At 72.0% G+C, this 14793-nt stretch carries 13 protein-coding genes and 1 riboswitch; of the genes, 1 reads left to right on the top strand and 12 read right to left on the bottom strand.

What is annotated here, in order from left to right; genetic code table 11:
* Positions 1-25 precede the first annotated feature (25 nt).
* The 12 genes from gcvP to ABZW11_RS27195 all read right to left on the bottom strand — a co-directional run bounded on the left by gcvP (position 26) and on the right by ABZW11_RS27195 (position 13761).
* Complete coding sequence (gcvP, locus tag ABZW11_RS27140) at positions 26-2890, bottom strand: aminomethyl-transferring glycine dehydrogenase (RefSeq protein WP_355422540.1); 2865 nt, start codon at positions 2888-2890, stop codon at positions 26-28.
* 177 nt (positions 2891-3067) lie between these two features.
* A riboswitch (glycine riboswitch) is annotated at positions 3068-3165 on the bottom strand.
* Positions 3166-3359: 194 nt separating this feature from the next.
* The gene (locus tag ABZW11_RS27145; protein ID WP_345403573.1) at positions 3360-3980 is read right to left on the bottom strand and encodes a MerR family transcriptional regulator; all 621 of its coding nucleotides are present in this window, start codon (positions 3978-3980) and stop codon (positions 3360-3362) included.
* A gap of 148 nt (positions 3981-4128) precedes the next feature.
* Positions 4129-4599 carry a bifunctional nuclease family protein gene (locus ABZW11_RS27150; protein ID WP_090771501.1) on the bottom strand — a complete coding sequence of 157 codons (471 nt, stop codon included), beginning with the start codon at positions 4597-4599 and terminating at the stop codon, positions 4129-4131.
* Between the two features lie 128 nt (positions 4600-4727).
* Positions 4728-5354, bottom strand: coding sequence for a MerR family transcriptional regulator (locus ABZW11_RS27155; RefSeq protein WP_355422543.1), 627 nt, complete (start codon positions 5352-5354; stop codon positions 4728-4730).
* 23 nt (positions 5355-5377) lie between these two features.
* Positions 5378-5890 (bottom strand): FHA domain-containing protein, encoded by a 513-nt coding sequence (locus ABZW11_RS27160; protein WP_345403567.1) that lies wholly within the window; start codon positions 5888-5890, stop codon positions 5378-5380.
* 267 nt (positions 5891-6157) lie between these two features.
* Positions 6158-8662: a mannose-1-phosphate guanyltransferase gene (locus ABZW11_RS27165; protein WP_355422547.1), complete on the bottom strand. Its 2505-nt coding sequence runs from the start codon at positions 8660-8662 to the stop codon at positions 6158-6160.
* A 4-nt stretch (positions 8663-8666) separates the two neighbouring features.
* Complete coding sequence (locus tag ABZW11_RS27170; RefSeq protein WP_355422550.1) at positions 8667-9248, bottom strand: CDP-alcohol phosphatidyltransferase family protein; 582 nt, start codon at positions 9246-9248, stop codon at positions 8667-8669.
* Positions 9249-9333: 85 nt separating this feature from the next.
* Positions 9334-10320: a hypothetical protein gene (locus tag ABZW11_RS27175; protein ID WP_355422553.1), complete on the bottom strand. Its 987-nt coding sequence runs from the start codon at positions 10318-10320 to the stop codon at positions 9334-9336.
* Positions 10313-10909 (bottom strand): phosphoribosylanthranilate isomerase, encoded by a 597-nt coding sequence (locus ABZW11_RS27180; protein WP_355422556.1) that lies wholly within the window; start codon positions 10907-10909, stop codon positions 10313-10315. Before ABZW11_RS27180 ends, ABZW11_RS27175 begins: the two co-directional genes overlap by 8 nt.
* Positions 10910-10919: 10 nt before the next feature.
* On the bottom strand, positions 10920-11339 hold the full coding sequence (locus ABZW11_RS27185; protein ID WP_355422559.1) for a hypothetical protein: 420 nt from the start codon (positions 11337-11339) through the stop codon (positions 10920-10922).
* A 146-nt stretch (positions 11340-11485) separates the two neighbouring features.
* Complete coding sequence (locus tag ABZW11_RS27190; RefSeq protein ID WP_355422561.1) at positions 11486-12160, bottom strand: response regulator transcription factor; 675 nt, start codon at positions 12158-12160, stop codon at positions 11486-11488.
* Positions 12157-13761: a histidine kinase gene (locus ABZW11_RS27195; protein WP_355422563.1), complete on the bottom strand. Its 1605-nt coding sequence runs from the start codon at positions 13759-13761 to the stop codon at positions 12157-12159. The genes ABZW11_RS27190 and ABZW11_RS27195 overlap by 4 nt, the downstream gene beginning before the upstream one ends.
* A 128-nt stretch (positions 13762-13889) precedes the next feature.
* Between ABZW11_RS27195 and ABZW11_RS27200 the strand changes: the two genes are divergently transcribed.
* Positions 13890-14477: an SAM-dependent methyltransferase gene (locus tag ABZW11_RS27200; RefSeq protein WP_355422566.1), complete on the top strand. Its 588-nt coding sequence runs from the start codon at positions 13890-13892 to the stop codon at positions 14475-14477.
* The last annotated feature ends 316 nt before the right edge of the window (positions 14478-14793 follow it).

The raw sequence follows: 14793 nt of genomic DNA on the forward strand, positions 1-14793 counted from the left end.
GGGAGCCCCGCCCGCCAGGAGTCGCTCAGTCCTCGTACGCCTCGAGCGGCGGGCAGGAGCACACCAGGTTGCGGTCGCCGTAGGCCTGGTCGATGCGGCGTACCGGCACCCAGTACTTGCCCTCGCGCAGCGACGGCACCGGGTAGGCGGCCTCGCTGCGGCTGTAGGGGTGCGGCCACTCGTCGGCGCTGACCGACTCGGCCGTGTGCGGCGCGTTGCGCAGCGGGTTGTCGGTCTTGTCGTAGTCGCCGGAGGCCACCTTGGCGATCTCGCCGCGGATGGCGATCATGGCGTCGACGAACCGGTCGAGCTCGGCGAGGTCCTCGCTCTCGGTGGGCTCGATCATCAGCGTGCCGGCCACGGGGAACGACATGGTCGGCGCGTGGAAGCCGTAGTCGATGAGGCGCTTGGCCACGTCGTCCACGGTGACGCCGGTCTCCTTGGTGATCTGCCGCAGGTCGATGATGCACTCGTGCGCGACCAGGCCGCCGCGGCCGGTGTAGAGCACCGGGTAGTGCGGGGCCAGCCGGCGGGCGAGGTAGTTCGCCGACAGGATGGCCTGCTGCGTGGCGGCGGTGAGCCCTTCGGCGCCCATCATCCTGACGTACGCGTACGAGATGGGCAGGATGCCCGCCGACCCGTACGGCGCCGCGGAGACGGGCCCGACCGGCGTGCCGCCGCGCAGCGGGTGGCCGGGCAGGTAGGGGGCCAGGTGGGCGCGGACCGCGACGGGCCCGACGCCGGGGCCGCCGCCGCCGTGCGGGATGCAGAAGGTCTTGTGCAGGTTGAGGTGGGACACGTCGGCCCCGAACTCGCCCGGCTTGGCCAGGCCGACGAGGGCGTTGAGGTTGGCGCCGTCGACGTAGACCTGGCCGCCGACCTCGTGCACCTTGGCGCAGACCTCGGTGATGGACTCCTCGTAGACGCCGTGCGTGGACGGGTACGTCACCATGATCGCGGCCAGCGCGCCGCGGTGCTTGCCGATCTTGGCGTCGAGGTCGGCCAGGTCCACGTTGCCGTCGTCGTCGCAGGCCACGACGACGACCCGCATGCCGGCCATGACGGCGCTGGCGGCGTTGGTGCCGTGGGCGGAGGACGGGATGAGGCACACGTCGCGCTCGCCCTCGCCGTTGGCGCGGTGGTAGGCGCGGATGGCCAGCAGCCCGGCGAACTCGCCCTGGGAGCCGGCGTTCGGCTGGATGGAGACGGCGTCGTAGCCGGTCACCTCGGCCAGCCAGCTCTCCAGGGTGCCGATCAGCTCGCGGTAGCCCTCGGACTGCGCCTCGGGGGCGTAGGGGTGCACGGCCGCGAACTCCGGCCAGGTGATGGGCTCCATCTCGGTGGTCGCGTTCAGCTTCATCGTGCAGGAGCCGAGCGGGATCATGGACCGGTCGAGCGCGATGTCCTTGTCCTGGAGCCTGCGCAGGTAGCGCAGCATCGCGGTCTCGGAGCGGTGCTGGTGGAAGACGGGGTGGGTGAGGTAGTCGCTCTCGCGCAGCAGGGACGCGGGCAGCGCGTCGGGGGCCTGCTCGGGCTCCGTGCCGCCGGTGACGCCGCCGGTGACGCCGCCGGTGATGCCGCCGGTGATGCCGAACGCGGCGCGTACGGCGGCCAGCTCGGTCGCGCCGGTCTTCTCGTCGCAGGCGACGGAGACGTGGTCGGCGTCCACCTGCCAGAGGTTGACGCCCCGCTCGGCGGCGGCGGCGACGACCTCGGCGGCCCTGCCGGGCACGCGGGCGAGCACGGTGTCGAAGAACTCGCCGTGGACGACCTCGACGCCGGCGCCCTTGAGGCTCTCGGCCAGGGCGGTGGCGTGGCGGTGCACGCGGCGGGCGATGCCGCGCAGGCCCTCGGGGCCGTGGTAGACGGCGTACATGCCGGCGATGACGGCCAGCAGCACCTGGGCGGTGCAGATGTTGCTGGTGGCCTTCTCGCGGCGGATGTGCTGCTCGCGGGTCTGCAGGGCCAGCCGGTACGCGGGGTCGCCGTCGGTGTCCACGGACACGCCGACCAGGCGGCCGGGGAGCTGGCGCTGCAGCCCCTCGCGTACGGACATGTACGCCGCGTGCGGCCCGCCGAACCCGAACGGCACGCCGAAGCGCTGCGAGGACCCGACGGCGATGTCGGCGCCCAGCTCGCCCGGGGCCGTGATGAGCGTCAGGGCCAGCAGGTCGGCGGCGGCCACGACGAGCGCGCCGGCCTCGTGCGCGGCGGCGGCCACGGCGCGGAAGTCGCGCAGCCGCCCGGAGGCGCCCGGGTACTGCACGAGGACGCCGAAGCACTCGGGCAGCTCACCGTCCAGCGAGTGCTCGACGAGCGTGATGCCGAGCGGCTCCGCCCTGGTGGCGAGCACGGCCTTGGTCTGCGGCAGCGCGTCGGCGTCCACGACGAACACGTCGCTCTTGCTCTTGCCGGCCCGCCGGGCCAGCGTCATGGCCTCGGCCGCGGCGGTGCTCTCGTCCAGCAGGGACGCGCCGGCGACGGGCAGACCGGTCAGGTCGGAGACGACGGTCTGGAAGTTCAGCAGCGCCTCGAGCCGGCCCTGCGAGATCTCCGGCTGGTACGGCGTGTAGGCGGTGTACCAGCCCGGGTTCTCCAGCAGGTTGCGGCGGATGACGGCGGGGGTGACGGTGTCGTGGTAGCCCAGGCCGATCATGGAGGTGAGCACCTGGTTACGGCCGGCCAGGGCGCGCAGCTCGGCGATGGCCTCGGCCTCGCCGATGGCGGCGGGCAGCTTGAGCCGGTCCTTGACCCTGATCGACTCGGGCACGGCGACGGCCACGAGGTCGGCGACGGACTCGAAGCCCACGGCCTCGAGCATGCGCTGCTGCTCGGGCTCGGAGGGGCCGATATGCCTGGACGAGAACGGCGGAGCTGACAGATCGGTCATGGGGTGTGCCTCCCGAGGCTTACGGAGACCGGCGCCGGGGCGCGGGCGAGTGCCGGATCTCCCCCTCTGTCAGCGCGGCCCCACGTGGTGCGCCGCGACCTGAGAGCTTCACCCCTGCGCAGGGCTTGCACCGTCGGTGAGGCACGCCTGGCGGGCGCGCCTGCTTTCCAGAGTTGCCTCGCCCGAGCGGTACCGGTTGCCTGAGAGATTCCGGGGAGGGTTGCTCCTTCGGCGCCCCGGACCGTGAGGACCGGGGACTCTCCCGCACGGGGTCGTCAGCCTTGCTGTCCTAGATTACTACGGTAAGCCGGGATTGCCGTGCACCGCACCCGCCGTTCCGGGCGCACCTCACCGCAGGTCCGGCGGTGAGGGCCGGACCCCGGGTGACGTTCCGTCGCCGCTTCGCGCCGGTGCGTGCCCTGTCCTGGGCAGCGTGGAACCCGGCGCGAACGTGAGAGACGGGATCAGGTCAGCCGATGCGGCGGGCGCGCCGCCTGCGGGCCAGTTCGTCAGCGGGGTGGTCGGCCGGGACGGTGTCCTCGACCGCCGCGCGTTCCCCCGGCAGCTCCGCGAGGGAGCCCTCGACCTCCCGCCAGACCCGGCCGAGCGCGATGCCGAACACGCCCTGCCCGCCCTGGAGAAGATCTATGACCTCGTCCGCCGAGGTGCACTCGTAGACGCTGACGCCGTCGCTCATGAGCGTGATCTGGGCGAGGTCGGCGACCCCGCGGTCACGCAGGTGCTGGACTGCCGTACGGATCTGCTGCAGCGACACCCCGGTGTCGAGGAGCCGCTTGACGACCTTGAGCACCAGGATGTCGCGGAAGCTGTAGAGCCGCTGCGAGCCCGAGCCGTGCGCGGCCCTGATCGTGGGCTCCACCAGGCCCGTGCGCGCCCAGTAGTCGAGCTGCCTGTAGGTGATGCCGGCCGCGGCGCAGGCCGTGGGCCCGCGGTATCCGATGTCGTCCGGCAGCGCCGTCGGCTGCTCGTCGAAGAGCAGACCCTGCTCCCCGGCACGCTGCCGCGCGCTCTCGCGCCGCACCGGATCTTCCTGGCCGGCCGTCTTTCCCTCGCCGCTGCTGACCGCCACGCGGACCTCCGGCTTTCTCTCATCCCGCGGCCTGATCTGGGGGTTCGTAAAAGGGCGGCCACGGGTTTCACTTGCACCGTAGGACCGTGACCATGCTCAGTCAACGATCCGGCTCGGCGCGTCGTGAAGCGTAAATGCACTGAAATACCTACCCCGCCCTGCCGAAGTCCTCGGGAGTGATCGTGTCAAGGAACTCCCTGAACTTCTCCACCTCGTCCTCCTGGTCGTCGGGGATGATCACCCCGGCCTCCTGGACGACCTCTTCGCTGGCGAAGATGCGCGCCCCCGTGCGCAGGGCGAGCGCGATCGAGTCGGACGGCCGCGCGCTCACCTCCACGCCGTTGGAGAAGACCAGATCGGCGAAGAAGATGCCGTCGCGCAGGGCGACGATGTTGACCGCGCGCAGGCCGACACCCAGGGCGCTCAGCACGTCTCGGAAGAGATCATGGGTGAGCGGCCGCGGCGGCGGCTCCTCCGCCTGGGCCAGGGCGATGGCCGTGGCCTCGGTCATGCCGATCCATATAGGCAGGAACCGCTCCCCGTGTGCCTCCTTGAGCAAGACGATCGGCTGATTTGTGGGCATTTCAACTCGAACGCCCACGACCTCCATCTGCAACACGGGCTGCTCCGTATTCCTGACCGGTCACCCGGCACAGCTCTTCGAACATCGCTTCTGCTGACTGGTTCAATTCAACGTAACACCCAGTGGGCCTGGAATGTGCCCTCGCCTCCCAGCTCGCTCCGGTATCAACGACCCAGGACCGACCGCACCCCCGTGCGCACAAGGGATGCGTGCAGGTCGAGCAGGAGAGTGGACAGTTCGCGGGCCACCTCGTCGGCCTCGCCGATGGCTCCGGGGCGGCGCCGTTTGAGTATCGGGGCGACGGTCTGCTCGACCAGCCCCGCCTCGCGCTCGGCCGCCGCCTTGACCGCCCGCAGATGACGGGCGTGCAGGCCGAACCTGGCCAGGGCGCCCACGGTGCGGGCCACCTTGAGCGCCTCTTCGTCGTAGCGCCTGGCCACGGGGACCAGCAGGCCGTAGTCCTCCAGCTCGGTGAGCGTCTCGTCGTCGATGCCCGCCGCCTCGAGCAGCTCGGCCCTGCTGAGCTTGACCTCCTGCGCCTGCTGCACCGCGCGCGGGCGGCCGAAGCTCTCGGCCATCTTGTCCTTGATCACACGCAGCGGCAGGTAGTGGTCGCGCTGCTCGGTCAGGATGAAGCGCAGCTGCTCGACGTGCAGGTGCGTGAACTTACGGTAGCCGGAGGGGCTGCGCTCGGGCTCGATCAGCCCTTCGCCCTCCAAGAACCTGATCTTGGAGATCGTCACGTCGGGGAACTCGCCCTGCAGGAGCGCGAGCACTTCCCCGATGCTCATGTGCGAGCGTGCCGCCTGAGAAGTCATACGCCGGAGTTGCCCCGCATCAGGAAGAGAAGGCGGAACTTGCCGATCTGCACCTCGTCTCCCGAGTGCAAAGGAACCTCCTCGATGCGTTCCCGATTGACATAGGTGCCGTTGAGGCTGCCCACGTCGCGCACCGAGAACTGGCCGCCGCGATGGCGGTAGAACTCGACGTGGCGGCGCGAGACCGTGATGTCGTCGAGGAAGATGTCGCTCTCGGGATGGCGCCCCGTCGTGGTGAGGTCTTTGTCCAGCCGGAAGCGGCTCCCCTGATTGGGGCCCCTGGTCACCGTGAGCAACGCCGCGCCGGGCGGGAGCTGCTCGACGATCGCCCGCTCCGCCAGGAGCATGTCACCGGTCTCAGCCTCGTACGCCTCGATTCCCGCTATGGAGATCGTCGAGGTGGTGTCCCCGGCGACCTCGGGTCTGGTCAGCGGCGACCCACAACGGGAACAGAAACGGGCATCCTCGGGGTTGGCGTGCCCGCACTGCGTGCAGTAGACGCTCGGCATCGATCGGCTCGGCCTCCTACCGCGAAGACGCGGCGACGGTGCTCTGGGCGCGCCTCGCTTCGCTTTTTCACGTTTGCGAATGCCGCAACTTACGCTGATCAGCGGCAAAGGTCAAGGCGGGGCGCTGCACTGTGGTTCGGACGCAGATAAAGTTACCGCCGCCCCCGCCCCGTGGTCCATGCCGCCGCGCGTTTCTACATTACGATCTTGCGGCACTCTCTGGGCACGTCATCGGCGAACACTTTCCGATCACTCTGCGTGAGGGCGTCACCCGGCCGCCCGCTCGACGACGCGGGCCCAGCGTTCGAGCAGGGCCTGGGCGCCGTCCATGTCGCCCGCCTCGGCCCACAGGTCGGTGACCGGCTCGGCGGCGGCGGGCAGCACCAGCACCCAGCTCCCGTCGTCGCGCGCCACGCGCACCCCGTCGGTGGTGTCGACGCGGTGGCCGTCGGGCTCGGCCTCGGCCGCCTCGATGACCGAGCGCATGACCGCGCCCTTGGCCGCCCACGGCGTCGGCACCGTCCGCCTGAGCAGCCTGACCTCCGGGATGCGCGCGTCGATCTGGCTGAGCGACAGCCGGGTGCGGGCCACCAGCCCGAGCAGCCGCATGAACGCGGCCAGCCCGTCGATGGCCGGGCTGAACTCGGGCACCACGAACCCGCCGCGCCCGTCGGCGGCGAAGATCATGTCGGGCCCCGCGGCGGCGGAGGTGAGCGCGTCGAGTGCGGTGGGGGTCCACCGCACCTGGACACCGTGGAAGCGGCAGACCTGCTCGGCGACCCTGGTGGTGGTGACCGGCAGCGCCACCTGGCCGCCCCGCCGCTCGGCGGCCACCAGGTCGAGCACGACGAGCAGGGCGCGTTCCTCACTGATGAGCTGGCCCTGCTCGTCCACCAGGGCGATGCGCTCCCCCACCGGGTCGAACCGCACCCCGAACGCCGCCCTTGATGAGCTGACCAGCTCCGACAGGCGCTGCAGGTCGCGGCGGCGCTCGGCCAGCGTCTCGGTGGGCGAGACGTCGTCGAGCCTGGCGTTGACCGTGAGCACCTCGACGCCGACCCTGGCCAGCAGCGTGGGCAGCACCAGCGATGAGGTGCCGCCCGCGCAGTCGACGACGACCTTCATGTCCCTGACGCCGCTCACGCCGACGTGGCGCAGCAGCTCGTGGGTGTAGTCCTCGACCGCCCGCGCCGGGTAGGTCAGCTCGGCGATCTCGCCGGGGAAGGCGCGGCGGAACTCCTGGCGGGAGAAGACCCGCTCCAGCTTGCGCTGGGCGGCCGGCGGCAGGTCGGCGCCGCGGTCGTCCATGATGACGATGTCCACGCTCTGCGGGTCGCCGGGGGTGGTGCGCAGCGCGATGCCGCCGGCCGCCGACACCCTGGCCGTGTGGAAGCGGGTGACGGGCAGCGGCGCGGCCTCCAGGTCGAGGACGTTGATGGCGCCCGCGGTGAGCGCGCCGATGACGGCCCGCTTGAGCGCCCTGGCCGCCAGCGAGCAGTCGCGGGAGGTGACGACGTACTCGCCCTTCTTCAGGGTGGTGGCGTACGCGCTGGCCAGGCGGACGCACAGCTCGGCGGTGATCTCGACGTTCACCAGACCGCTCACGCCGCGCGGGCCGAACAGGTTGCGCTGGCCGCGCGACTCCCAGATGACGCTGGTGTTGACCACCGCGCCGGCCTCGATGGTCTTGAACGGGTAGACGCGGACGCCGCTGGAGACGTACGCCTCGGCCTCGATGACGCACTCGTCGCCGATGATCGCGTTCTCCTCGATGCGGGCGCCGGCCATCACGTCGGTGCTCTTGCCGATGACGCAGCCGCGCAGGTGGGCGCCCGGCCCCAGGTAGACGTTGTCGTGGACGATCGCGCGGTGCAGGAAGGCGCCCTCGCGCACGACGGCGTTGTTGCCGAGCACGGTGTACTCGCGCAGCTGGGCCCCCGCCTCCACCTTGGCGTAGTCGCCGATGAGCAGCGGGCCCTTGAGCACGGCGTCGGGGTCGACGGAGGCGGAGTCGGCGACCCACACGCCGGGTGAGAGCTCGAAGCCGCCGATGTCGAGGGCGACCCGGCCGGACAGCGCGTCGGCCTGGGCCTTGAGGTAGCTGTCGTGGGTGCCGACGTCCTCCCAGTAGCCGTCGGCGACGTAGCCGTAGATGGCGGCGCCGGAATGGAGGAGGGCGGGGAAGACGTCCGAGGACCAGTCGACGGGCTCGCCGGTGGCGACGGCGTCGAGGATCTCGGGTTCCATGACGTAGATGCCGGTGTTGACGGTGTCGGAGAAGACCTGGCCCCAGGTGGGCTTCTCCAGGAAGCGCTGGACCCGGCCCTCCTCGTCCACGATGATGATCCCGAATTCGAGCGGGTTGGGGACCCTTTTCAGGCCGATCGTGACAAGCGCGCCTTTTTCGCGATGAAAACGGATCATGTCCGATAAGTCGATGTCCGTCAGGGCATCTCCGGAGATGACCAGGAAACGGTCGTCGCGCAGGCGGTCGGCGGCGTTCTTGACGCTGCCCGCCGTGCCGAGCGGGACGTCCTCGGTGGCGTACTGCAGGCTCATGCCCAGCTCGTCGCCGTCGCCGAAGTAGTTGCGGACGAGAGCGGCGAGGAACTGCAGGGTCACCACGGTCTCGGTCACGCCGTGCCGTCTGAGCAGGCGCAGGACGTGTTCCATGATCGGGCGGTTGACGACAGGGAGCAGGGGCTTGGGCTGGTTGGCGGTCATCGGACGCAGCCGAGTGCCCTCCCCGCCCGCCATGACGACCGCCTTCACCCGATCATCCCCTTCTGGCCGCCGTTACCAGTTGACGCACCTGTACGACATACAGCGCCCCCGCCCACCAGTACAGGCCCGTTCCCCACAGAGCGAACGCCCACCCGACAATGCGTGCTATTTCGGCATACCACCCGGAGTGCGAGGCAAGGAAGAGCAGGGGGAAGGCGTACATGAGGTTGAACATGGCTGCCTTGCCCAGGAAATGCACTTGAAGTGCCTTATAGCCATATTTGCGAAGAATGGGGGCGAAACAGGCGACGAAGACGTCGCGCCCGAGGACGACCACGACCAGCCACCACGGGATCACATCGCGCAGCAGCAGGGCGATGATGGTGGCGAACACGTACAGCTTGTCCGCGGCAGGGTCGATGATCCGGCCCAGCCTGCTCGTCTGGTTGAACGCCCGTGCGATCTTTCCGTCGAGCCAGTCCGTGAAACCGGCGACCGCGAGGATCCCGATGGCCCACCCGTCGGCCTTGGGCCCGAGAACCAGCCAGAAGAACACGGGCACGCCCAGGAGGCGCAGGAAGCTCAGCAGGTTAGGAACCGTCCAGATCCGGTCCTCGGCGGAAGTTTCGCTCACGCAGGAGACCCTACTGCGTGGAACTCCCCCGCAGCGGCCCGCGCTTCCCCCGTCTCATCGGCCTCAGGGGAACCTGGCGGCCCCGTCAGGTGCGGAGAAAGGCGTGGGTGCGGGCCAGCTCGGTGAAGCCCAGCCGGCGGTAGAAGCGGTGCGGCCAGTCGTCGGCGTCGGCCAGCAGGAAGATCAGGCCGCTCTCTCCCCCGCCGGCCTCTCCGCCGCCGGCCTCTCCGCTGCAGGGGGAGACACCGCCGGCCTCTCCCCCTGCGGTCTCTCTCCCGGCGGTCTCTCTCCCGGCGGTTACGCCCGCGAACCGATCGGCCGCACCGGCCGCGCCCCTGCTCCTGCTCCTGCTTCCGGCGAGCTGGGCCGCGGCTTCGGTGAGGAGGGCGGTCATGAGGGCGCGGGCGTGACCGGCGCCCCGGTGGAGGTGGCCGGTGAAGACGTTCTCGATCTGGGCGACGCCGTCGTGGACGTACAGGTCGGCGCGGGCGGCGATCTCGCCGGACGGGGCGCGTACGCCGTGGAAGCGCACCACGTCGGCGCCGGCCGGGCGGGCCTCGACGCGGCGGGCGAGGCCCTCGATCACCTCTTCCGGGGCCTCGGGGAGCGTGTGGCGCCAGTCGCGGCGCAGCACGGGGAGCAGCTCGTCCGGCTCCAGGCGCTCGGCCGGGGGCGGCGCCTCGGGGAGGTCGCCGGCGAAGGTCATGACGAGCGTGGTCTCCCGCTCGTAGCCGGCGGCGGTGAACACGGGCGCGTAGGCGGTGCCGAGGCGGTCGTCGTCCACGCAGATCAGGCGGTGGCCCCGGGTGGCCAGGAGGTCGTCGGCCGCCTTCAGCAGGAGAGCCGGGTCCGCGTCCTCGGTGACGATCAGCTTGTTGTCGTCGTAGGAGCCGGGGAAACGGTCGTCGAGCACGGCGAAACCGCCCGGTGCGGGCAGCACGCGGGGCGCGCGGCGGCGGGCGAACCCGTGCAGGAAGCCGAGCACCCGCGCCAGGTCGCCGGTGACGGCGGGCGGCTGCTCGGGCGCGCCCGGGTCGCGTTCGGCAGGGGTGTTGAGAGCCTGCTCAGGCATCGAGGCTGCGGGCCGCCTTGAGGAAGGACCTGATGAGGTCCGAGTCCTTCGTGCCGGGGGCGGTCTCGACGCCGCTGGAGACGTCGACGCCCCACGGACGGGCGGCGGCGACCGCCTCGGCGACGTTTCCAGGGGCCAGGCCGCCCGCCAGCATCCACTGACCGGAGGGGCGGCCGCGGACCGCCGCCCAGTCCCACGGCTGCCCGGAGCCGGCGTGGGGCGCGTCGACGATGAGCAGGTCTTCGTCGTAGGCGCCGCAGCGCAGGTCGGCCTGCGCGTCCACGGCTCTGACCAGGCGCACCCCGAGGTCCTTGAGCGCGGTGAAGTCGCCGTGCGGGTGCTTGCCGTGCAGCTGGACGGCGCGTACGCCGGAGGTCAGCGCGGCCTCGCGCACGGCCTGCGGGTCCTCGCCGCGGAAGACGCCGACGGTGAGGACGTGGGGCGGGACCGGCGCGGCCAGCTCGGCGGCCCGCTCGGGCGTGATGCGGCGCGGGCTCCTGGTCATGACGAACCCGATGGCGTCGGCGCCGGCCTCGACGGCGGCGGCGACGTGTTCCGGCTCGCTCAGCCCGCAGATCTTCACGTACACGCCTTCGACCTTAGCGGCGGCGGGCGGCGACCGGTGACCAGACCCAGATGAGCAGCGCGGTGATGAGGCCGAACAGGATCACGCCGTTGGGCAGGTGGGCGCCCAGCCACAGCCAGGTGACGTGCTGGGCCAGGCCGACGACGAACAGCGCCACGCTCGCCAACGCGGGCCAGCCCGCGCCGCGTCCCGGCCGCCAGAACAGCACCGCCAGGACGATCTGGACGAGCGCCACGAGGTGGACGACCATGCCGGCCATGACGTGACTCTCACCCATCGACGCCGTCTCGACGGCCTGCCCGGCGAACGACGCCGCGACGACGAGCGCGACGCCCTGCGCGGTGACGGCCAGCCGCAGCCCGTAGAGCAGGCCGCCGGAGATCCGGTCCGCGCCGCCGCCCCGCCGCTCCTGTGAACTGAGGGTCTCCTGCATGGGGGGGTCCTTCCGCTACTGCGATCAATGTGCGACCACATGCTCCCGGACCGCCCCCGGACCGGTCGTCCGCCCACCGGATGACGCGGGGGTCCGCCCACAGGCGGACCCCCGCCCGATGACGGCGGCCCGGCCGGGTGAGGGGGTCAGGGGCGGGGGTGGCGAACCGGGCGGAAGGAGGCGTCCACCAGGCCGGTGCGGTGGGCGATGACGGCGGCCTGGATGCGGTTGCGCAGGCCGAGTTTCTCCATCGCGGCCGCGATGTGGGTCTTGACCGTGGTGACGCCGACGTGCAGCTCCTCGGCGATCTCCGCGTTGGACAGGCCGGTGCCGACCAGGGCGAGCACCTCCAGCTCACGCTCGGTCAGCCCGGGCGGCGCGGCGGGCGCGGCCTGCTCCTCGGCGGCGAGGAAGCGTTCGACGACCCGGCGCAGCACCGAAGGGGCGAGGAGCTGCTCGCCCGCCGCGGCCCTGCGCACGGCCTCGACCATGCGCTCGGGGTCGTCGTCCTTGACGAGGAAGCCGACGGCGCCGGCGCGCAGGGCGGCGTAGACGTTGCCGTCCTCGGCGAACGTGGTCAGCACGACGATCCTGGCGCCCGGCCGGGCGGCGAGCACCCGCCTGATGGCCTCCAGCCCGTCGACCCTGGGCATGCGCAGGTCCATGAGGATGACGTCGGGCAGGTGGCGCTCGGCCAGGCGGACGGCCTCGGCGCCGTCCTCGGCCTCGCCCACGACCTCCATGTCGCCCGTGGCCTGCAGCAGCATGCGCACGCCCGCGCGGACGAGCGCCTGGTCGTCGGCCACCAGCACGCGAATCACGCGGCGCTCCCCGGGGACAGGCGGGTGGGCAGGTGGACGGCGAGCAGCCAGCCGCCCTCGCCGTCGGGGCCCGCGCTGAGGGTGCCGCCGAGGGTGCGGACCCGCTCGCGCATGCCCGCCAGGCCCCGGCCGGAGGAGGGCAGGCGCTCGATGGCGGTCGGCGGGCGGCCGTTGCGGACCTCGACGGCGAGCCCCTCTTCCGAGGGGGTCACGGATACGCGGACCCGGGTGCCTGGGCCGGCGTGTTTGAGCACGTTGGTGAGTCCTTCCTGGACGATCCTGGCCGCGGAGGCGCGGGCGATGAGCGGGGTCTGGTCGGTGGCCGGGTCGAGGTCGAGGTCCACGACGAGGCCGGCGGCGGCCATGCGTTCCGCGGACTCGCGGACGACGTCGGCCGGGTTGGCCAGCAGGTCGGGCTGGCGCTCGGGGTCGCGCAGCAGGTCGAGCAGGTCACGCAGGTCCTGCAGCACCTGGTGTCCCGTCTCGCGGATGTCGTTGAGCGCGTCGGCGACGGGACCGTCGGGCGCGGTGTAGCGGGCGGCGCTGGCCCGCAGCACCATGGCGCCGACGTGGTGGGCGACGATGTCGTGCACGTCGCGGGCGATGCGCTCGCGCTCGGCGAGCTGGTCGGCGCGCACCTGGGCGACGGCGGCGCGGGCGGCCTCCTCGGCGCGCAGCCGCTCGGACGCGGCGGCGGCGCGGCGCATGCCGAGATAGCGGCCGATCGCGATGGGCGTGGCGACGAGCGTCATGAGCACGCCGACGCGGAAGCCGGTGATGGAGGTGTCGTCGCCGACGACGGCGATGGCGGTGAGCAGGCAGCCGGTCAGGTACGCGGCCACCGTCCAGGCCCACGACACCACCCGCATGGCGAACACGCCGATCGCGATCAGGGTGAGGATCACGCAGGTGTTGACCGCCTGGTTGAGGTAGGCGTCGGCGGAGACGAGCAGCACGCCCTGCAGCAGGAAGACCAGCCCCGGCAGCCGCCTGGCGACGCCGAGCGACAGGCCGCCGACCACGGCGAGCAGCCCGACGACCCAGACGGGCTGCGCGCCGGAGTGCCAGGACGTCCACGTGCTGAGCACGGTGATGGCGACGCCGCCGGCGGCGAGCAGCGCGTCGGGGGTGACGTCGCGCTCGTCGAGCCGCTCGGCCGAACTGCGCAGGTAGCCGCCCAGCACGGCGGGGAAGACGGGCAGCAGCACGGAGTACATCCACGTGTTGCCGGTGAGCGCGATGCCGGGGTCGGCGATGTTGAAGGCGGTGGCGACGATGGCGGCGACGACGGCGAGGGCGGTGGCGCGGGCGCTGGCGAGGTATCCGGCCACGCCGAGCGCCACGCAGAGCAGGATCTGCGCTGTGTTGGAGGTGAACGAGCCGAGCTGGTCGGTGGTGGCGAGCATGGCCGCCAGGTAGAGGGTGACGAGGACAGGCCGGTGGCGGACGAGCCCCATGGGCAGGCCGACCAGCAGCGCCATGGGGATGTTCGCCTCGGCGGGCAGGACGTCGGTGTCGCCCGCGTGTGCCGTGGTCAGCAGGTCGAGGGCCACCCCCGAGGCCGCGAGCAGGACATCGAGCGGCACACCACGCCAACGCATGCACCACACCGTATCCGCACCGCTCCACCGGCTGATCCTCCGCACGGAGGACCCCGCCTCCTCCAAGTGGCCGCAGGTCCGCCCGGAGGGCGGAGCGATCGGCGGCGGCCAGCGCCTACATTCAGGGCATGCCCAACGACACCGCACTGTTCATCGGACAGTTCCTGCGCTCCCCCGCCACGATCGGCGCGGTCGCGCCCAGCTCGCGGCGGCTGGCGGCGGCCGTCTGCGCGCCGATCCCCGAGCGGGGCGAACCGATCGTGGTCGAGCTCGGGCCTGGCACGGGCGCGTTCACCGCGGAGATCCAGCAGCGGCTGGACGGCCGGGGTCACCATCTCGCGGTGGAGCTGAACGAGCAGCTGGCGCGGCTGCTGGCCGAGCGCTATCCGGCGGTGGACGTCGCGCACGACGACGCGACGCGGCTGGGCGAGCTGCTCGGCGAGCGCGGGCTGCGGATGGCGGACGTGGTGGTGAGCGGGCTGCCGTGGGCGGCGTTCCCCGATGACGCGCAGCGGGAGCTGCTGGGCGCGGTGACGGGGGCGATGAGCCCGGGGGCGGCGTTCACCACGTTCTCCTATATCCACGCGATCCCGCTCAGCTCGGCGCGGCGCTTCCGCGCGCTGCTGGCCGAGCGGTTCGAGGAGGTCGTGCCGGGCCGTACGGTGTGGCGCAACACGCCTCCCGCCTTCGTCTTCCACGCCCGCAGACCCCGCTGACGGCCCCGCTGACGACCGGGCTGACGGCCGGGCTGACGGCCGGCTGGAACGTGCGACGGAGGGAGGAGCGCGGGGTGTCCGGCCGCCCGATCGGCGCCGGGATCGGACGGGCCACGCCTTCGGCCGGGAGCTGCCTGCTCAACCCCTGGCGGCGCGAGCGTCCGGACCGCCCCCGCGGTTTCCCGCCGGCCTGCCGGCCGGCGTGCCCATCGCCGTACGGATCACGTCCCTGGTCCCGCCATGAGGCGAAGGGTGGACCGGCCGGTGGGCTGGTCGCCGTGAACGATCACGACGGCTGGATGACCTCCTCCCCCTG

Source organism: Nonomuraea sp. NPDC004580 (assembly GCF_040609855.1).
Lineage (GTDB): Bacteria > Actinomycetota > Actinomycetes > Streptosporangiales > Streptosporangiaceae > Nonomuraea > Nonomuraea salmonea.